Below are 18,185 nucleotides of genomic sequence, written 5' to 3' on the forward strand. Positions count from 1 at the left end.
CTCTCCTCATACGGGAGCCGCACATGGAACTGAACAGACGCACGGTCATCGCGGGAGCCGCGGCGGCGGGCATCGCCGCCACCACACTGGGCGGCACAGCGCACGCCACGGGAGGCAGGAAGCCGGTGAAGACGCTCTTCGGCAAGCTCGCCGACGGCACGAAGGTCCACCTCTGGTCGCTGGAGAACGGCGGCACCCGCCTGAAGGTCCTCTCCTACGGCGGCATCGTCCAGTCCCTGGAGATCCCCGACCGCCGCGGCCGCTACGCCAACGTCAGCGCCGGCTTCGACAACCTCGAGGACTACGTCGCCGAGAGCCCCTACTTCGGCGCCCTCATCGGCCGGTACGGCAACCGCATCGGCAAGGGCCGTTTCACGCTCGACGGCAAGGACTACCAGCTGTCCGTCAACGACGGCGAGCAGAGCCTGCACGGCGGCGCCCAGGGCTTCGACAAGCGGGTGTGGGACGTCGAGCCGTTCACCGCGGGCTCCGACGTCGGCCTGCACCTGTACTACACGTCCGTCGACGGCGAGATGGGCTACCCGGGCACGCTCAAGGCGAAGGTGACCTACACCCTCACCCGGGGCGGCGACTGGCGCATCGACTACGAGGCCACCACCGACAAGGCCACGGTCGTCAACCTGACCAGCCACGTCTACTGGAACCTGGCCGGCGCCGGCAGCGGCACCATCGAGGACCACGAGCTGCGCATCGCCGCCTCCCGCTACACGCCCACCGACGCGGGACTGATCCCCACCGGCGAGCTGGCCAGGGTCGCGGGCACGCCCTTCGACTTCCGCACGGCCAAGCCGATCGGCCGGGACATCCGCACGGCGCACCCCCAGCTGATCACCGCCAAGGGCTTCGACCACAACTGGGTCCTCGACAAGGGCATCACCGCCCGGCCCGAGCACGTGGCCACCCTGCGCGACCCGTCCTCGGGGCGCACCCTGAGGATCGCCACGAACGAGCCGGGGCTGCAGTTCTACTCGGGCAACTTCCTCGACGGCACGCTGACCGGCCCGACCGGCCGCACCTACCGGCAGGGCGACGCGCTCTGCCTGGAGACGCAGCACTTCCCGGACTCGCCGAACAAGCCGGAGTTCCCCTCCACCGTGCTGCGCCCCGGCCGGACCTACCGCACGTCGACGGTCCACACCTTCGGCCGGTGAGAGGGCGGGAATCTACCGGAGCCGCCGGGGAGGCCGGTCGTCTTCACGACAGCGGCACGAATCCCGACCGGTTCCCCGACGGTTGAACGGCGTCCGTGCGGTCTCCGTATGAGAGGGCGGCCCGTGCTCCTCGCGCGGGCCGCCCTCGCACGCCGGGTCCGGCCGCCCCCGACGGACCCGCCTCACACGGAGGTTCCATGGCCGACAAGGTCACCTCGCTGTTCCGCAGCACCGCGGCACACAGCCCTTCGATGGCGGCGCTGACGCGCGAGGGCGGCGACGGAGCCGGGCCGGTGGACTTCTGCATCCCGTGCAACCCCTACTTCCCCACCCCGGCCATGTTCGACGACATGGCCGCCCGGCTGCGCGACATCATCACGTACTACCCGAGCAGCGCGGACACCATCACCGCCGAGCTGTGCAGCCTGCTGCAACTGCCGCCGCAGTGCGTGGCGATGGGCAACGGCTCGACCGAACTGATCACCTGGATCGACCACCTGCTGGTGCGCGAGTCCCTCGCCGTCCCCGTCCCCACGTTCGGCCGCTGGACCGACCAGCCCATGGAGACCGGCAAGCGGGTCGACATGTTCCCGCTCCAGGAGTCCAGCGGCTTCGCCCTCGACCTCGCCCAGTACGCCGAGTTCATCCGCGCCCGCGGCACCCGGGTCGCGGTGATCTGCAACCCCAACAACCCCGACGGCGGCTACCTGCACAAGCACTCCGTCGTGCAGTTCATGGACGCCATGGCCGACCTCGACCTGATCGTCGTCGACGAGTCGTTCCTGGAGTTCGCCGACGCCGAGGCCGAGCCGTCCGTCGTCCAGGAGGCGATGCTGCGGCCCAACGTGGTCGTCCTGCGCAGCCTCGGCAAGAACTTCGGCCTGCACGGCATCCGCTTCGGCTACCTCGTCGCCAATCCGGCGCTGGCCGGCCGCGTCCGCTCCATGCTGCCCAAGTGGAACCTCAACTCCTTCGCCGAGCACGTGGTGTTCATGCTGAAGGAGCACGGTGCCGAGTACGCGCAGAGCCTGCACCAGGTCCGCCGGGACCGGCTGGACATGGCCTCCCAGCTCTCGTCCCTGCCGGGGCTGACGGTCTACCCCTCGCAGGGCAACTTCCTCTTCGTGCGCCTGCCCGTGGGCGCCGAGGGCACCGTGGTCCGCGACCGGATGCTCACCGAGCACCGGATCCTGGTCCGCGAATGCGGCAACAAGATCGGTTCGTCCAGCCGCTTCCTGCGTCTCGTGGTGCGCCCCCAGGTGGACGTGCGTCGCCTGGTGTCCGGCCTGGAACAGGTGCTCTACGGGACGTCCAGGAGGGGAGCCGCCGTACCCGAGCCGGGCAACGGGACCAGCTACAGCTCGGGTACGGCGGCCGTGGACCGGCTGATGAGCGAGACGAACGGAGCGGGGATGCAGGGCCTGGCCGCCCATGTCGCGGCGGTGGGTCCGGGCGCGCCGGGGACCGCCGGCACCGGTGTGCCGCTCCCCGCCGCGGCGTCCGCCCTGCCGCCGGGCCACGACGGCGGGACACCGGTGCCGGCCGCGCCGCAGCCGGCGGCCGCGCCCCAGCCCTCCCCCGTCCCCGTACCGCAGCCCGCTCCCCTGCCCGCGCCGCAGCCCGTCCCCCAGCCGGCGCCGCAGCCGGCGCCGCAGCCCGGCCCGGGGCAACCGCTCGCCCCGGCGGCCTCGCCGTTCCCGGCGCAACCGCTCACTCCGGCGCAACCGTTCGCCCCCGCCCAGCCGTTCGCCCCGGCGGCGCAGATCCCGGCCCCGGCGCCCACGCCCGCCCCCATGCCCATGCCCATGGCCACCGGTCCGACGCCACCCGGTGTGCCCGCCCGTGGCGGTCTCACGGCCGCCCAGGTCCGTGGGACGAACGGTCTGTCACCTGCCCCCGCCACCGGCTGGCCCGCGGCGCAGAACTGGCCCAACGCGGCCGGTATGGGCCAGGCCGGCTAGCCCCACCGCATCGCACACCTCTCGCCGGCGGGCCGTGCGCCCGCCGGCCTGTCGCCGTCCCCGGGAGCCCACCACCCCGGGTACGTACGCCGCGCCGCCACCGGGCGCGCGCCTTCGCCCGTTCCGCGGCAGCAGTCCCGCAGTAGCGTTCATCCCCCTTCATTGCAACGCACCCTGGACCGTGCGTTGCGTTATCTGGCAGAACAGTTGCAACGATTTCCAGGCTCTGAGCTGCAATGACACTGTTCGTATGCAACAAGCGCGTTGTCCAATCCGTGAATGCAACGTAGCGTTTCTCTTGCCGGAAACAGCGGTCGAAGGAGAGACGTCATGCAGCGGTTCCCCACCCCCAAGCCCGTCACCACCGTGCTGGACGTCCCCGCGGGCCGCATCCTGTTCATCGCCGCCGACCGGGACGACACCACCGTCGAGGTCCTGCCCGCCGACGCGTCCAGGAGCCGCGACGTGAAGGCCGCGGAGCAGATCTCCGTCGCCTGCGCCGACGGCGTCCTGCGCATCACGGCCGCCGCTCCCAGGAACCGGCTCCTCGGTTCCTCCGGGGCCGTCGAGGTGACCGTGCAGCTTCCCAGCGGGTCCCACGTCCGGGCCCGGACGGCCGCCGCCGAACTGCGGGGCGTCGGGCGGCTCGGCGACGTGACCTTCGAGGGCGCCCTCGGGCCGGTCAAGCTCGACGAGACCGCGGCCGCCCGGATCGGTGTCCAGGCCGGCGACATCTCGGTCGGGCGTCTGGGCGGCCCCGCCGAGGTCGCCGTGCAGAAGGGCGACATCCGGATCGCCGAGGCCGTACGGGGCGCGTTCACGCTGCGCACCCAGCACGGCGACATCTCGGTCGGCGCCGCCCCCGGCGTCTCGGCCTCCCTGGACGCCGGCACCACCTACGGCCGGATCCACAACTCGCTGAAGAACGCCGACGGCGCCGCCGCCGGACTGACCATCCACGCCACCACCGCCTACGGCGACGTCACCGCCCGCAGCCTGTAGAGGAGACCATCCATGACCACCCCGGCGATCGCGGCGAACGGGCTGCGCAAGTCCTACGGCGACAAGACCGTCCTGGACGGTGTCGACTTCACCGTCCCGGAGGGCACCATCTTCTCCCTGCTCGGCCCGAACGGGGCCGGCAAGACCACCGCCGTCAAGATCCTCTCCACGCTCGTCCGGGCCGACGGCGGGCAGGCCCGGGTCGCGGGCCACGACCTCGCCACCCAGCCGCAGGACGTCCGGGCCGCGATCGGCGTCACCGGCCAGTTCTCGGCCGTCGACGGCCTGATCACCGGCGAGGAGAACATGCTCCTCATGGCCGACCTGCACCACCTGCCCAAGCCCGAAGGGCGGCGCGTGGTCGCCGGGTTGCTGGAGCGCTTCGACCTCACCGAGGCCGCCGGCAAGCCCGCCTCCACCTACTCGGGCGGCATGAAGCGCCGCCTGGACATCGCCATGACCCTGGTCGGCTCGCCGCGGGTGATCTTCCTCGACGAACCCACCACGGGACTGGACCCCCGCTCCCGCCACACGATGTGGCAGATCATCCGGGAGCTGGTGTCCGGCGGGGTCACCGTCTTCCTCACCACCCAGTACCTGGAGGAGGCGGACGAACTCGCCGACCGCATCGCGGTCCTGCACGACGGCCGCATCGCGGCCGAGGGCACCGCGGAGGAGCTGAAGCGGATCGTCCCGGGCGGACACGTGCGTCTCCGCTTCACCGACCCGGTCGCCTACCGGTCCGCCGCGGCGACGCTGGACGGTGCCGTCCACGACGACGAGGCCCTGGCCCTGCAGATCCCCAGCGACGGCAGCCAGCGCGCCCTGCGCCTGATCCTCGACCGGCTCGATGCCGCCGGCGTCGAGGCCGACGAACTGACCGTGCACACCCCCGACCTCGACGACGTGTTCTTCGCCCTCACCGGCGACGCCCGCGTCCCGCACCAGACGAACCAGCCCGAGGAGGCTGCCCGATGAGTTCGCTCTCCCTCGCCGTCCGCGACTCCACCACGATGCTGCGCCGCAACCTCCTGCACGTGCGGCGCTACCCCTCGCTCACGCTGAACCTGCTGCTGACGCCGATCATGCTGCTGCTGCTGTTCGTCTACATCTTCGGCGACACCATGAGCGCGGGCATCGCCGGCGGGGGCCCGGACCGGTCCGTCTACATCGCCTACATCGTGCCGGGCGTGCTGCTGATGACCATCGGCAGCACCACGATCGGCACCGCCGTCTCCGTCTCCAACGACATGTCCGAAGGCATCATCGCCCGGTTCCGCACCATGGCCATCCACCGCGGCTCGGTCCTGGTCGGCCATGTCGTCGGCAGTGTGCTCCAGTCGGTCGCCAGCGTGGTCCTCGTGGGCGCCGTGGGCGTGGCCATCGGCTTCCGCTCCACCGACGCCACCGTCCTGGAATGGCTCGCGGCGTTCGGACTGCTGGTGCTCTTCGCCCTGGCGTTCACCTGGATCGCGGTCGGCATGGGCCTGGTGAGCCCCAACGCCGAGGCCGCCAGCAACAACGCGATGCCGCTGATCCTGCTGCCGCTGCTGTCCAGCGCGTTCGTCCCGCTCGACTCGATGCCCGGCTGGTTCCGGCCGTTCGCCGAGTACCAGCCCTTCACGCCCGCCATCGAGACCCTGCGCGGACTGCTGCTCGGCACCGAGATCGGGCACAACGGCTGGCTCGCCGTCGGCTGGTGCCTGGCCCTGGCGGTGCTCGGCTACTTCTGGGCCGCGGCCAAGTTCGGCAACGACCCGAAGTAGCGGGCGGGCCCGCACGATCCACCGCACCCCCTCCGAGGGCGGGGGGCCCCCCCCCCCGCCCCGGGGGGGCCCCCCCCCCGCCCCGGGGGGGCCCCCCCCCCCCCCCCCCCCCCCCCGGGGGGGGCCCCCCCCGGCGGCGGGGGGGGGGCCGCCGCCCTCTTCGGCCGTGCGTCAGCGCCGCCCGCCGCACTCCCAGTCGTGCACCTCGACGCTCGCGTACCGCTCCGGGGTCAGCACGGCCCGCGCGTCTGCCGCGTGCGGTGCCCGCACCAGGGCCGCCGTCCCCAGCCACGCGGCACCGTCGTCGGACAACAGCGGCCCGTACGCGATCAGTTCGTCGCGCAAAGCCTCGGGCACCTCCAGGTCGGCGCCGGCACCCGAACCCAGCCCGAGGACGAGGTACCGGCTGCCGCCGGTGCGCCCGCCGGGGAACTGCACCATCGTCCGGCCCAGCAGGTTGCGCCACCGCCGGAGCAGGACGTCGCGGTACACGCCGGCCTGGTGGTTGGGCTCGTCGAAGGCGAACGCCCGGGCCGCGGCGGGGTCGGGCAGGCCGACGATGTGGACGCTGCCGGTGGGTGTCTCCCCGTCCTCGGCGAACGTCGGCCCCCGCGCGATCAGTTCCGCCTCGTAGCGGTCCATGTAGGCCCAGTGCGCCTCGCCCAGTCGCTCGCGCAGCGGCAGCGAGCCGGGCCGGTCGCGGTGGTAGCAGAAGAACTCCATGGCTCATCCAACTCCAGGGGCTCCCGCCGTGTCTCCCCTCGCCGCCGGCCCGGAGCCCCCGGGCGCGCGGGCGGAGGCGGTCCCGCGCGCCCGGCTCAGGTCGTCAGGACTTCTTCTCCGGGCACTCCTTCCATGCCATGTGGTAGACGGTGCTGATGTCCCCGTCGGTCGAGTCCATGGTCATGAAGCTGACCTTGTCGGCCGACTGCGTACCGGCGTTGACGCGGATCTCCGTGTTGATGTTGAAGTTGCGCTGCACCCCGCAGGGCGCCCAGACCAGCTGCGCCCAGTCCGTCTCGTCCGTGGCCTGCCAGTTGTCGTTGTAGGGGCCGCTGAAGGGGTGGTTGCGGTAGGCCGTGCTCGACGAGCCCTGGAAGTAGTACGACGCCCGCTGGGTCGCGCTCGCACCGCGCTGGAGGGCGGCGAAGCCGCGGTAGTCGGCGCTGGCGATGGCGTACGTGAAGCCCGAGGGCACGTGGACGATCAGGTTGAGCTGGCAGTTCCTGCGGAAGGCGGTGGGGTCGGAGTTGCCCCCGGCCTGGGCGAGGTAGTCGCTGTAGGTCACCGTGAACGCCGTGTTGTCCTCGGAGACGGCCACCGCGGCGGTGCCCTGCGGGCAGCCGGAGCCGTTCACCGTGGCGACCTTGATGACGATCTTGTCCGGGGGCGGGTCGACGAACCCGGAGGAGGGCGGTTGTGCGGGAAGTGCGCTGGTGAGCAGCGCGGCGATCGCGCCGCTCAGGAGCAGGCCACCGGCCATGGTTCTCCCATCCGTTCGTGGGGGGTGAGTGTGTCGGACCGTGCGACTGAACATGCGCATGACAAGCACCTCGGCGCATGCGCCCCCGGTTGTGACCGTTCCGTGGAGGAGCCGTGAAGGCCGGGGGCGGTGGCATCGTACGCAGGGCCGCGGGCACCGGCCAGGGCGCTGTCCGGCCATTCACACTGGCGCAAAGGCCACCCGGCCCGCGTGCGGCCCGGTCGCCCGCCGCCCGGGCGGAACGGGCCTCTTCGCGCACACCCCGGCCCGGGCCGTGCCCGGGGGCGCATAAGGTGCGTTGCACACGTGCGTCGGCGTGTGCGCACGGCACACCCGCGTCAGAGCGAGGACATCCCGGGACGCAATGAGGATCACGCATCGCGCGGCGGCCGGCCGCGGCCCCTCAGGGGTTCTCCCAGGCCGCCGGTTCCGCCGCCAGCCGCTCCACCGGCTCGGGCAGGGCACCGGCCGCCAGGTCGGCGATCGTCACACCCTCCAGGATCCTGCGCACGTTGGCCCGCAGCGCGATCCACAGCGGCAGCAGCGGCTCGGCGGTGCCCGAGTAGGCCAGCCCGGTCGGCCGTTCCCCGCGGACCGAGACGATCGGGCCGTCCACGGCCCGGATCACGTCCGCGACGCTGATCCGGTCCGCCTCCCGGGCCAGCCGGTACCCCCCGCCCCCGCCCCGGCGGCTGTCGACGACACCGGCCCGCCGCAGGTCCCCGAGGATGCCCTCGAGGAACTTGTGGGGGATGTCCTGCGCGGTGGCCACGGCCTCCGCCTTGACCGGCCCCTCGTCCTGCCGGGCGGCCAGTTCCACGACCGCTCGTACCGCGTAGTCCGCACGTGCCGAGATCCTCATAGGACCATTGTCGCGGTCACCCTGTAGACATGGACGCACCACCGGCACCCGGGCCGGCCTCGGCGGCCCCGCGGCGGCCGCGGAACACCGGCACCACGCAAGGCACGGCACAACAGGAGGCGCTCCCTTGGAGCTCAGCAGGCGCACCTTTCACGCGCTCGCCGGCACGGCGGCGCTCGGCTTCGCGCTGACCGGCAGCGGGTCGCCGAGCTCCGCGATCCCGGGCCGGCCCGTACGCACCGGCCCGCCGCCGCCGGTGCCGAGCGCCGACGGCCGGCCGCACGAGATCCGGTTCGACCGGCACTCGCTGCTGGTGGACGGCCGGCGACTGGTGCTCTGGTCGGGCGAGATGCACCCGTTCCGGCTGCCCAGCCCCTCCCTGTGGCGGGACGTGCTGGAGAAGATGCGCGCCCACGGCCACAACGCCGTGACCGCGAGCGTCGCCTGGAACGTCCACTCCGCCGCGCCGGGGCGCTACGACTTCTCGGGCGTGCGCGACCTGGACCTGTTCCTGCGCACGGCCGCCGAGACCGGCCTGTACGTGGTGCTGCGGCCCGGCCCCCACCTCGGCGCCGACGTCGACGCGGGCGGCTTCCCCGGCTGGCTGACCGCCACCGAGGGCCGCGCCCGGACCACCGACCCCGCCTTCCTGCGGTACGCCGACGAGTGGCTGACGGCCGTCAACGGCGTCGTCGCCAAGCACCTGTTCACCCGGGGCACGGGCACCGTCCTGCTCTACCGCCTGGAGGACGCCCCCGGCGCCGACGACCCCGGCGACCCGGCCCGGCGCGCCTACCTGTCCCACCTGTACGACAAGGTCCGCGCCGACGGCATCGACGTACCGCCGTTCCACGCCGCGGAGGCCGGCCGCGCGCCAGGCTCCGGCGAACCGGCCCCCGTCCGGGGTTACTTCGGGGCCGAGGAGGCCCGGTCCGCCGGGCGGGCACCCGCGTTCCTGCCGCAGGTGCCGGGCGGCACGGCCGACCCCTGGGGCGGCTCCCTGCTCGGCGGCAAGGGCTACGCCGAGGCCCGCCGCACCCACGACGCCGCGTACGAGCGGCGCACCCGCCTCGCCCGACTCGCCGACGGCGTCACGCTGCACAACGTCTACCCGGCCTACGGCGGGACCTCCTGGGGCTGGCTGCCCGCACCGGCCGTCTACACCTCCTACGACTACGGTGCCGCCTTCGACGAGGCCCGCAACGCCACCCCGAAGCTCGCCGCGACGCACCAGCTCGGGCAGTTGCTGCGGTCCGTGCCCGACCTCGCCCGGCTGAACCCCGGGCGCGCGGTCCGGGCCGCCGACGAGCGGATCCGGGTGCGGCACCTGACCAACCCGGACACCGGCGCCCACGTCTACGTCCTGCGCAACGACACCGACGAGCCCGTCTCCTCCACCCTCCCGGACGCCGGGATCGACGTCCCGGTCACCGTCCCGGCCCGGGACGCCAAGCTCATCGCGGCCGATCTCCGGCTCGGCAGACGGAAGATGGTGTACTCCTCCGTGCAGCCGATGCTGAGCCTGACCGCGGGCCGGCAGGACATCGCCGTCTTCGCCGGCCGGCACGGCGACCTGGCCCAGGTCGTGCTGGACTGCGCGGACGAGCCGACGCCCATGCGGCTGGACACGGAACCGGCCTGGGCGTACAACCTCGGCAAGCTGAACGTCTCCGTCCCGCTGGGCGCCGGCGGGCTGAGCCGGGTGCGGGTCGAGGGCGACGGCGTCGACACCCCGATGCTGCTGCTGTTCGCCGACGACGCCACCGCCCTGCGGCTGTGGCCCTACGAGACGCCGTCCGGCGCGCTGCTGGTCTACGGCCCGGCCCTGCTGCGCTCGGCCGTCCTGCGCGACTCCACGGTCCACCTCACCGGCGACACCACCGGCGCCACCGGGCTGGAGGTCTGGGGGCCGCGCGGCATCACCCACGTCACCTGGAACGGGCGCCCGGTGCCCGTCCGCGTCAGCGCCTCCGGCAGCCTGCTGGCGCTGCGCCCGCTGCCCGGCGTGACCCGCCCGGCGCTGCCCGCCCTGACCGGCTGGCGGCGGCGCACCGAGAACCCGGAGGCCGAACCCGACTTCGACGACGCGGACTGGGCGCGGGCCGACCGCACGACGTCCTTCAGCAGCACACCCGTGCCGGACGGGCAGCCCGTGCTGTTCGCCGACGACTACGGCTTCCACTACGGCGACGTCTGGTACCGGGGCGCGTGGACGGGCGGCGGCGGCGCCGAGTCCGTCTCCCTGTCCTACAGCACCGGCACGCAGGGCCTGCTGATGGCCTGGCTGGACGGGGAGCCGCTGGGCACGCACCGCATGCCCGTGCCGGACCGGGAGCGCGCCCGGCAGGGCACGTGGACGGCCGAGGCCGTCCTCGACCTGCCGGAGGGGCTGCGCGAGCGGCTGCGCGCGGAGCCCCGGGCGCGGCACGTGCTGTCCGTGCTCGTCCGGCCGATGCAGCACGACACGGACGAGGGCGCGCGCGACACCCACAAGGCCGCGCGCGGGCTCACGGCCGTGACCTTCCGGGGCGCCTCCCCGAAGGTGACCTGGCGCGTCCAGGGCGCCGTCGTGCCCGACCCCGTGCGCGGCGCGCCGAACAACGGCGGGCTGTACGGGGAGCGGGCGGGCTGGCACCTGCCGGACCACGACGACCGGGACTGGAAGGACGCGGAACTGCCGCGCGCGGACCGGCGGCAGGGCGTCACCTGGTACCGCACGGACTTCCGGCTGGACGTCGCTCCCGGTGTGGACGCCTCGGTCGGCCTGGTCCTCGAGGACGACCCCGAGCGGGCGTACCGGGTGCAGCTCTTCCTCAACGGCTGGAACCTGGGCCAGTACATCAACGACGTAGGGCCGCAGCACACCTTCGTGCTGCCGAACGGGATTCTGCGCACACGTGGTGCCAACACACTGGCGCTGGCGGTGCTGTCCGACGGGACGACTCCCTCCGGGCCGGGCGAGGTGCGGCTGACCCTGCTGGGCGCCGCGGCCGGAGGGGTGCCCGTCACGCCGGTGTGACCGGACCGTGCCCGCCCGCGCGCCGGGGCACGGGCCGGGTCCGCGGCCGTCACGCCAGGCGGATCATGTTCCAGGACAGCGGCTCCAGGACGGTGTGCAGCGTGCCGTCCCGCAGGACCGTGCCGTCGACCGGGTGCGGGGCGACCCGCTCCGGATCGGCGAGGGTGTTGCGCGCGTCGGGGTCCGCGTCGGCGAGGGCGCTGTGCTCGACGACCGACGACAGCCCCAGGGCGCCCAGGGTGACCTCCAGCGGCAGTGCCTCGGTCCGGCCGCGGTTGACGGCGAACACGGTGACCGACCCGTCCTCGCCGCGGACGGCGGTGGCGTGCAGCAGAGCGGTCTCGCCGTACTTCGCCGTGTCGTACGCCGGGGAGTCCACCCGGACGTCGAGGACCTCGCCGCGGCCGTACCGGGACGCCTGCGCGAAGGGGAAGAACGTGGTCTGCCGCCAGGCCGGGCCGCCCGGTTCGGTCATGATCGGGGCGATGACGTTGACGAGCTGGGCGAGGCAGGCGACGGTGACGCGGTCGGCGTGCCGGAGCAGGGCGATCAGGAGCGAGCCGAACACGACCGCGTCCATGACGCTGTAGTGGTCCTCCAGCAGACGCGGCGCCTCGGGCCAGTCGTCCGGCGCCAAGGCCCGGGCGCGGGCCTCCCACTCGGGCAGGTACCAGACGTTCCACTCGTCGAAGGAGAGGGTGATCCGCTTCTTCGACTTCAGCCGCGCCCCCACGTGGTCGGCGGTCGCGACGACGTGGTCGATGAAGGACTCCATGTCGACGGCGGAGGCGAGGAAGGAGTCGAGGTCGCCGTCCTCCGGCCAGTAGTAGGCGTGCAGGGAGACGTGGTCGACGAGGTCGTACGTCTCCTCCAGGACCGTGGCCTCCCACGCGGCGAAGGTCGGCATGGACTGGTGGGAGGAACCGCACACGACCAGCTCGATCCCCGGATCCTGCTGCCGCATGGCCCGGGCGGTCGCGGCGGCGAGGCGGCCGTACTCCCGGGCCGTCTTGTGGCCGGTCTGCCAGGGGCCGTCCATCTCGTTGCCCAGGCACCACAGCCGGATGCCGAAGGGGTCCTTGTCGCCGTGGGCGGCGCGCAGGTCCGACAGGGCCGTGCCGCCGGGGTGGTTGGCGTACTCCTGGAGCTCCAGGGCCTCGGCGACACCGCGCGTACCGAGGTTGACGGCGAGCATCGGCTCGGTGTGCGGGCCGATCCTGCGCAGGAGGCCCATGTACTCGGACAGGCCGAAGCGGTTCGTCTCGGTGGAGTGCCAGGCCAGGTCGAGGCGGCGGGGCCGGTCCTCCACCGGGCCGACCGAGTCCTCCCACTTGTACCCGGAGACGAAGTTGCCGCCGGGGTAGCGGACGGCGGTGACGCCGAGTTCGCGGATCAGGCCGAGGACGTCCCGGCGCAGGCCCGCGTCGTCGGCGGTGGGATGGCCGGGTTCGAAGACGCCGGTGTAGACGCAGCGGCCCAGGTGCTCCACGAAGGAGCCGAAGAGGCGGGGGTTCACTTCGCCGACGGTGAATGCGGGGTCCAGGGTGAAGCGGGCGGCTCGCATGGTCGCCTTTCGGGTCGGGGGGAGGCGGTCCGAGACGGTGACGGCGTGAGGCGTTCGATATGTCGAGCATGGGTCGCTGTTCCGAACGGGACCGTAGGTTCGAAGCCGGGGCGCGTCAATGGGTTCGGCGCGGCGCCCGTGCGCCTCGGGCGCCCGATCGCATGACGCGCGCACTTTCGGGCGCGTAGTCTCGGACGCGCTGCCCAGCCGTCGGCCGGGGGTGAGAAGGGGGAGCGATGGACATCGCGGGCGCGCGGACGATGGCCGCCCGAGTCACCGCCGCACTCGGGCGTTCCCGCAGCGGCTCCGCCATGCGCGGCCTGGCCGCCGAGCTCGCCGCCGCGGTCCGGAGGAGACCCCAAGCACCCTCCTCTGTACGGGAGTTGTGCGGGGCGCTGTGCGAGGAGATGAGTGCGCGGCGGGGCGGCCGTCCCGTGCAGCTGCGGTTCGAGCGGTTCCCGGACGAGATCGAGGTGACGGGGCTGTGGGTCGAGTTCCAGGACTTCGACCTGGTCATCGTCGAGGAGCGGGCCGAGGCGGTGCAGCAACTGGTCATACTGGGCCATGAGTTGTGGCATCTGCACGCCGGTCACGGCCATCACCGCGGGGCCGGCACGGCGGCGGCCCACGCGTTCGCCGGCCGGCCGGGCTGGCAGGACCTCGCGCTGACGGTGGCGGCCCGCCACGGCTCCCGGGAGCGGGACGAGGCGGAGGCCGACGCCTTCGGCCATCGGCTGGCGGCGGGGTGCCGGGCGCTGCTGCCCGGCGGGCGCGCCCCGGACGTACCCCTGGAACCCGTGCAGCGGTCGCTGGGCTACCGGGGGCCGCGAGGAGGTGCGGCACCGTGACGACGGTGGCGCTGACGCCGGTCGAGTTCGTCAACCAGTTCTATCCGAACTTCTGGTGGATCCCCGCCGGGATCCTGGCCGCCGCCCTGGCCATCAAGCTGCCCAGCATCATCCGGCTCTGGAAGGACCCGCTGCTGCGCGCGGTCGGCGGGCTGCTGCTGCTCGCCTGTGCGGTGTTCGTGTTCGTGGCGCCGTCGACGATCGCCCGGGTCAACCGGCTGACCGGAGTGGCGAACTTCTCCGGCCCGTGGGTCTACTCGCTGCTCACCGCGTTCTGCGCGTTCTGCCTGCTGCTGATCATCACCTGGCGCAACGGCCTGGCCGACCGCTCCGACCGCACCCGGCGCGCGATGCGCGGCGTCGTGGTCGTCTACTCGTGCGTGATCGCCGCGATGTGGGTGCTGTTCGCCCTCGCGGACGTGCCGGAGGAGCGGCTGCGCGATCTCGACACGTACTACGCCAACACCCCGTACATGCGCGAGATGATCGTGCTCTACCTGCTCGCGCACACCGTGGCGGCGGTGGTCACCAACGGGCTGATCTGGAACTGGATCCGCACCGACGGACTGGACTCGCTGCTGCGCTGGGGGCTGAAGTTCCTCGGCGTGGGCTACGCCGCGCAGTTGTTCTTCGACGCCGCCAAGCTGACGGCCGTGGCGGCCCGCTGGGCCGGGCACGACCTGGACTGGCTGAGCACCGCCGTCGCCCCGCCGCTCGCCTGCCTGTCCGCCGTGCTGATAGCGGTCGGCTTCATCATCCCGCACGCCGGGCAGTACCTCCACGGCCGCTGGCACGTCCGGCTCGCGTACCACGAACTGCGGCCGCTGTACCAGTTGATGAAGACGGTCGACGGCGACGGTGTCCCGTTCCTGCTGCGCGCGACTCCGGAACTGCGGCTGGTCCGCCGCGAGACGTTCATCCGCGACTGCCTGCTGCCGCTCGCCCGGTACGTCGACGAGGACCGGCGCGAGAGGTACCACGAGGCCGCCCTTGCCCTCGGGCACCCGCCCGACCGGGCCAAGGCGCTGGCCGCGACCGCGGCGATCCTGGACGCGGTCGACGCCAGGAGCCGGACGAAGGAGGACGACGGCGCCGGCGCGCGTGACACCACGGACCTGCTGCGCGAGATCGGCGCGGTGTCCCGGGCCCTGCGCCGCGCGGAGGACCTCCGGGCGGTCCGCGCCCGGGTACCCGACCCCGCGGACGGCAGGTCGCTCACGGGCTGACCGCCTCGCCCGCGGCCGGTTTCCCGGCGGGACCCGCACCGGGGGGTGGCGGACACGGTACGTGAAGGTACGGTGAGAGCCGTCCGGAACAGGAGCCTGTATGGCTCGAAACCGTTGCCCGCGCCGGGCGTTGTGCGTCGCGCGGCGGTGGCCGGGCGCCGGGGAGAGCCCTCAGGGCGGGGGAGCCGTCATGGCTGAGTGCGAGGAGTCGCATGTCGCGTAGAGCTGTCGTCATCGGTGCGGGACTGGCCGGCATGCTGGCCGCGGCGGCGCTGTCCGCCGTCGCGGACGAGGTGGTCGTGCTCGACCGCGACGACCTGCCCGAGGGGCCGGAGCACCGCAAGGGCCTGCCGCAGGGACGTCACGCGCATCTCCTCCTGGCCGGCGGACTGGCCGCGATGGAGGACCTGGTGCCCGGGGTGAGCATGCGCAAGCATCTGCTCGCCGCCGGCGCGCACGAGGTGTCCCTCGGCTCGGGCATGGTCGCCCTCACCCCCGAGGGCTGGTTCCGCCGCTGGCGCCACCCCGGGCCGCGGATGCTGACCTGCACCCGCGCGCTGCTCGACTGGGTCGTGCGGGCCGCGGTGCTGGACCACACCGGCGTGGTGATCCGCAAGGCCCGGGTGCTGGAGCTGACCGGATCACGGCAGCGGGTGACGGGGGTCCGCCTCTCGACCGCCGCCGGGGACGAGGAGCTCCCCGCCGACTTCGTGGTCGACGCCAGTGGACGCGGCTCGCGGATCGTGACCTGGCTGGAGGGGCTGGGGATCGACGACGTGCGCGCGAGGACGGTGGACGCCGGCCTGGTCAACGCCACCCGCCTGTACCGCATGCCCGAGGGCGCCGAACGCTTCCCGCTGACCATGGTGCAGGCCGATCCGTACCGGGGGCGGCCCGGCCGCAGCGGCATGGTGCTGCCGATCGAGGGCGACCGCTGGATGGTGAGCCTCGCCGGCACGCGCGGCGGCGGCGAACCGCCCTCCGACCCGGAGGCGTTCCTCCGGTACACCCTGGACCTGCCCGACCCGATCGTGGGCCGGCTGATCTCCGGCGCGGAACCGCTCACCGACGTCCACGTCAGCCGCAGCACCAGCAACCACCGCCGGTACCTGGAGAAGGTCCGCTCCTGGCCCGAACGCCTCGTCGTCCTCGGCGACGCGCTGGCCACGTTCAACCCGGCCTACGGCCAGGGCATGTCGGTGGCGGCGCTCGAAGTGCGGGAACTGGCGCGGGAGGTGCGGCGGGCGGGCCTGGAAGGCCCCGGACTCGCCCGGCGGGTGCAGCGGCGGGCGGCCCGGCCGGTCCAGGCCGCCTGGACGATGGCGGTGAGCCAGGACGTCTGGTTCCCCGGAACGCGCGGGGGCTCGCCCGGCCTGGCCGACCGCGCGGTCACGGCGTACACCCGCCGCATGATCCGCACGGCGACCGGTTCGTACACCGCGGCGTCGGCGGTCTGGGACGTGATGAGCATGACGACCGGGCCGGAGCGGCTGCTCCGGCCCTCGACGGTCCTCGCGACGCTCAGCGGGCCGCCCCTGCCGCCGGCGGTGGGCGCACCGCTGACGGAGCAGGAGCAAACGATCCTGCGCGGACTGGACCGGACGGGACGCTGAGCGGGGCGGGAGCCGGAGGCTCCCTCAGCCGGCGAACGCCGGCTGGGGCAGGCCCCGGCCGGCGCCGGGCACCACGAACAGCGAACCCGCCAGGGCGGGCGGGTCGGTGAGCCCGGTGCGCGCGGTCGTGACGTACAGGTCGCCCAGCCCGGCCCCGCCGAAGGCGCAGGCCGTCACCAGGGGCACCGGCAGGTCGACCACCCGGTCCAGCCGTCCGTCGGGCGTGTAGCGCCGGACCGCCGAGCCCTGCCACAGCGCGACCCACACGCAGCCGTCGGCGTCCACGGTGAGCCCGTCGGGGAAGCCGGCGCCCTCCTCGATCTCGGCCAGCGTCCGGCGTCCGGACACCCGCCCGTCCGCGTGGTCGAAGACCTCCACGCGCCGGGTGGGGGTGTCGATGTAGTACATCAGCCGCCCGTCGGGGCTCCACCCGGTGCCGTTGCTCACGGTGACGTCGTCCAGCACGGTCTCCGCCGAGCCGTCGCCGGTGACGCGGGACAGCGTCCCGCCGCCCGGCGCCTCGTCGTAGCGCATGGTCCCGGCCCACAGGGAGCCGTCGGGCGCCACGGCGGCGTCGTTGGCCCGGCGGCCGGGGACGGGCTCGCGGCGCAGCCAGCGGAAGCCGCCGCCGGTGCCGTCCTCCTCGGGGTCGAGGAGGCCGATCCCGTCACGGAGGTTGAGCACCAGCCCGCCGCCGGCACGCGGCTTGACCGCACCCACGTGCTGGTCGGTGCGGCGGGTCGTGCGCCGTCCGGTGGCCGGGTCGTACGTGTGCACGCGGCAGCCGAGGACGTCGAGCCACAGCAGCCGGCCGGCCGCCGCGTCCCAGGTCGGGCCCTCGCCCAGCTCGGACTCGGCGCGCACGGCGACCTCGTAGGGGGTCCTCATGCCACGCTCCGGTGCCCGAGGTGCTCGGACAGCTCGGCGGCGCCCTTGGCGGCCAGTTGCTCCAGTTCGGCGCGGCGCTCCTCGCTCCAGCGGATCATCGGCACGGAGATGGACAGCGCGGCGACGACCTGCCCGGTGCGGTCGCGGACCGGCGCGGCGACGCAGGAGACGTCCGGGTTGGACTCGCGGCTCTCCACGGCGATGCCCCGCTCCCGGATCCCGGCCAGGGCCTCGCGCAGCGCCGCGGGATCGGTGATGCTGTTGGGCGTCATCGCCGCCAGCTCGGCGCCGTCCGGGATGCGCGCGGCCAGCTCGGCGTCGGGGAGGGAGGCCAGCAGCATCTTGCCGACGGACGTGCAGTGCGCGGGCAGGCGGCGGCCGGCCGCCGACACCATCCGCACGGCGTGCGTGGAGTCGACCTTGGCGATGTAGATGACGTCGGTGTCCTCGAGGATCGCCACGTGCACGGTCTCGTCGCAGGTCTCGGCGACGGACCGGGCGACCTGCTGCCCCTCGGCGGCCAGATCGAGCTGCTCGGCGTAGCGGGCGCCGAGCTGGTACGGGCGCACGCCGAGCCGGTAGCGTCCCGGCTGGCCGGGCACGGGCACGATGTACTTGCGCGCGGCGAGCGTGGTGACCAGCTCGTGCACGGTGGTGCGCGGCAGTTGCAGCCTGCGCACGATGTCGGGGGCGGAGAGCGTCCCGTCCCCGTCGAGGAAGAGCTCCAGAATGTCGAGAGCCCGGGTCACTGCTGGTACGAGGCGTCCCACGACCGGCCCCC

15 protein-coding genes are annotated in these 18,185 nt (G+C 73.6%); 9 read left to right on the forward strand and 6 right to left on the reverse strand.

The window, feature by feature from the left end:
- Positions 1-23: 23 nt before the first annotated feature.
- The 5 genes from ACH4C6_RS28150 to ACH4C6_RS28170 all read left to right on the forward strand — a co-directional run bounded on the left by ACH4C6_RS28150 (position 24) and on the right by ACH4C6_RS28170 (position 5,901).
- On the forward strand, positions 24-1,172 hold the full coding sequence (locus tag ACH4C6_RS28150) for an aldose epimerase family protein (protein WP_398111406.1): 1,149 nt from the start codon (positions 24-26) through the stop codon (positions 1,170-1,172).
- 197 nt (positions 1,173-1,369) lie between these two features.
- Positions 1,370-3,133 carry a pyridoxal phosphate-dependent aminotransferase gene (locus ACH4C6_RS28155; RefSeq protein ID WP_398111407.1) on the forward strand — a complete coding sequence of 588 codons (1,764 nt, stop codon included), beginning with the start codon at positions 1,370-1,372 and terminating at the stop codon, positions 3,131-3,133.
- A 330-nt stretch (positions 3,134-3,463) separates the two neighbouring features.
- Positions 3,464-4,135: a DUF4097 family beta strand repeat-containing protein gene (locus tag ACH4C6_RS28160; RefSeq protein ID WP_398111408.1), complete on the forward strand. Its 672-nt coding sequence runs from the start codon at positions 3,464-3,466 to the stop codon at positions 4,133-4,135.
- Between the two features lie 12 nt (positions 4,136-4,147).
- Positions 4,148-5,113, forward strand: coding sequence for an ATP-binding cassette domain-containing protein (locus tag ACH4C6_RS28165; RefSeq protein ID WP_398111409.1), 966 nt, complete (start codon positions 4,148-4,150; stop codon positions 5,111-5,113).
- The gene (locus ACH4C6_RS28170; protein WP_398111410.1) at positions 5,110-5,901 is read left to right on the forward strand and encodes an ABC transporter permease; all 792 of its coding nucleotides are present in this window, start codon (positions 5,110-5,112) and stop codon (positions 5,899-5,901) included. Before ACH4C6_RS28165 ends, ACH4C6_RS28170 begins: the two co-directional genes overlap by 4 nt.
- 171 nt (positions 5,902-6,072) lie before the next feature.
- Here the strand turns inward: ACH4C6_RS28170 and ACH4C6_RS28175 are convergent, their stop codons facing one another.
- The 3 genes from ACH4C6_RS28175 to ACH4C6_RS28185 form a co-directional block, all read right to left on the reverse strand.
- Positions 6,073-6,624, reverse strand: a complete 552-nt coding sequence (locus ACH4C6_RS28175; protein WP_398111411.1) for a YciI family protein — start codon at positions 6,622-6,624, stop codon at positions 6,073-6,075.
- A 103-nt stretch (positions 6,625-6,727) separates the two neighbouring features.
- A complete protein-coding gene (locus tag ACH4C6_RS28180) occupies positions 6,728-7,384 on the reverse strand; it encodes a DUF4360 domain-containing protein (protein ID WP_398111412.1) in 657 nt (218 codons plus the stop codon).
- 403 nt (positions 7,385-7,787) lie between these two features.
- Entirely contained in the window at positions 7,788-8,246 is a 459-nt protein-coding gene (locus ACH4C6_RS28185; RefSeq protein WP_398111413.1) for an RrF2 family transcriptional regulator, read from the reverse strand.
- Between the two features lie 127 nt (positions 8,247-8,373).
- On the opposite strand from ACH4C6_RS28185, the gene ACH4C6_RS28190 reads away from it, so the two are divergent.
- Entirely contained in the window at positions 8,374-11,265 is a 2,892-nt protein-coding gene (locus ACH4C6_RS28190) for a beta-galactosidase (RefSeq protein ID WP_398111414.1), read from the forward strand.
- 49 nt (positions 11,266-11,314) lie between these two features.
- Here ACH4C6_RS28190 and ACH4C6_RS28195 read toward each other — a convergent pair whose 3' ends face one another.
- Positions 11,315-12,829 (reverse strand): alpha-N-arabinofuranosidase, encoded by a 1,515-nt coding sequence (locus ACH4C6_RS28195; RefSeq protein ID WP_398111415.1) that lies wholly within the window; start codon positions 12,827-12,829, stop codon positions 11,315-11,317.
- Positions 12,830-13,065: 236 nt separating this feature from the next.
- Here ACH4C6_RS28195 and ACH4C6_RS28200 point away from each other — a divergent pair, with 236 nt between their 5' ends.
- The 3 genes from ACH4C6_RS28200 (at position 13,066) to ACH4C6_RS28210 (ending at position 16,516) form a co-directional block, all read left to right on the forward strand.
- Positions 13,066-13,677: a toxin-antitoxin system, toxin component family protein gene (locus ACH4C6_RS28200; RefSeq protein WP_398111416.1), complete on the forward strand. Its 612-nt coding sequence runs from the start codon at positions 13,066-13,068 to the stop codon at positions 13,675-13,677.
- Complete coding sequence (locus tag ACH4C6_RS28205; protein ID WP_398111417.1) at positions 13,674-14,903, forward strand: MAB_1171c family putative transporter; 1,230 nt, start codon at positions 13,674-13,676, stop codon at positions 14,901-14,903. The genes ACH4C6_RS28200 and ACH4C6_RS28205 overlap by 4 nt, the downstream gene beginning before the upstream one ends.
- Positions 14,904-15,115: 212 nt before the next feature.
- Positions 15,116-16,516, forward strand: coding sequence for an FAD-dependent oxidoreductase (locus tag ACH4C6_RS28210; protein WP_398111418.1), 1,401 nt, complete (start codon positions 15,116-15,118; stop codon positions 16,514-16,516).
- Between the two features lie 24 nt (positions 16,517-16,540).
- Here the strand turns inward: ACH4C6_RS28210 and ACH4C6_RS28215 are convergent, their stop codons facing one another.
- Both ACH4C6_RS28215 and ACH4C6_RS28220 read right to left on the reverse strand, forming a co-directional pair.
- Positions 16,541-17,404, reverse strand: a complete 864-nt coding sequence (locus ACH4C6_RS28215) for an SMP-30/gluconolactonase/LRE family protein (RefSeq protein ID WP_398111419.1) — start codon at positions 17,402-17,404, stop codon at positions 16,541-16,543.
- On the reverse strand, positions 17,401-18,174 hold the full coding sequence (locus ACH4C6_RS28220; RefSeq protein ID WP_398111420.1) for an IclR family transcriptional regulator: 774 nt from the start codon (positions 18,172-18,174) through the stop codon (positions 17,401-17,403). Before ACH4C6_RS28220 ends, ACH4C6_RS28215 begins: the two co-directional genes overlap by 4 nt.
- Positions 18,175-18,185 lie beyond the last annotated feature (11 nt).

Origin of the sequence: Streptomyces sp. NPDC017943 (genome assembly GCF_044328425.1) — a bacterium.
Classification (GTDB): domain Bacteria; phylum Actinomycetota; class Actinomycetes; order Streptomycetales; family Streptomycetaceae; genus Streptomyces; species Streptomyces djakartensis_A.

What these genes read in the sequence shown, in the direction of transcription:
- ACH4C6_RS28150 (WP_398111406.1), top strand. Translation starts at nt 24, where the DNA reads ATGGAACTGAACAGACGCACGGTCATCGCGGGAGCCGCGGCGGCGGGC.
- ACH4C6_RS28155 (WP_398111407.1), top strand. Translation starts at nt 1,370, where the DNA reads ATGGCCGACAAGGTCACCTCGCTGTTCCGCAGCACCGCGGCACACAGC.
- ACH4C6_RS28160 (WP_398111408.1), top strand. Translation starts at nt 3,464, where the DNA reads ATGCAGCGGTTCCCCACCCCCAAGCCCGTCACCACCGTGCTGGACGTC.
- ACH4C6_RS28165 (WP_398111409.1), top strand. Translation starts at nt 4,148, where the DNA reads ATGACCACCCCGGCGATCGCGGCGAACGGGCTGCGCAAGTCCTACGGC.
- ACH4C6_RS28170 (WP_398111410.1), top strand. Translation starts at nt 5,110, where the DNA reads ATGAGTTCGCTCTCCCTCGCCGTCCGCGACTCCACCACGATGCTGCGC.
- ACH4C6_RS28175 (WP_398111411.1), bottom strand. Translation starts at nt 6,624, where the DNA reads ATGGAGTTCTTCTGCTACCACCGCGACCGGCCCGGCTCGCTGCCGCTG.
- ACH4C6_RS28180 (WP_398111412.1), bottom strand. Translation starts at nt 7,384, where the DNA reads ATGGCCGGTGGCCTGCTCCTGAGCGGCGCGATCGCCGCGCTGCTCACC.
- ACH4C6_RS28185 (WP_398111413.1), bottom strand. Translation starts at nt 8,246, where the DNA reads ATGAGGATCTCGGCACGTGCGGACTACGCGGTACGAGCGGTCGTGGAA.
- ACH4C6_RS28195 (WP_398111415.1), bottom strand. Translation starts at nt 12,829, where the DNA reads ATGCGAGCCGCCCGCTTCACCCTGGACCCCGCATTCACCGTCGGCGAA.
- ACH4C6_RS28200 (WP_398111416.1), top strand. Translation starts at nt 13,066, where the DNA reads ATGGACATCGCGGGCGCGCGGACGATGGCCGCCCGAGTCACCGCCGCA.
- ACH4C6_RS28210 (WP_398111418.1), top strand. Translation starts at nt 15,116, where the DNA reads ATGTCGCGTAGAGCTGTCGTCATCGGTGCGGGACTGGCCGGCATGCTG.
- ACH4C6_RS28215 (WP_398111419.1), bottom strand. Translation starts at nt 17,404, where the DNA reads ATGAGGACCCCCTACGAGGTCGCCGTGCGCGCCGAGTCCGAGCTGGGC.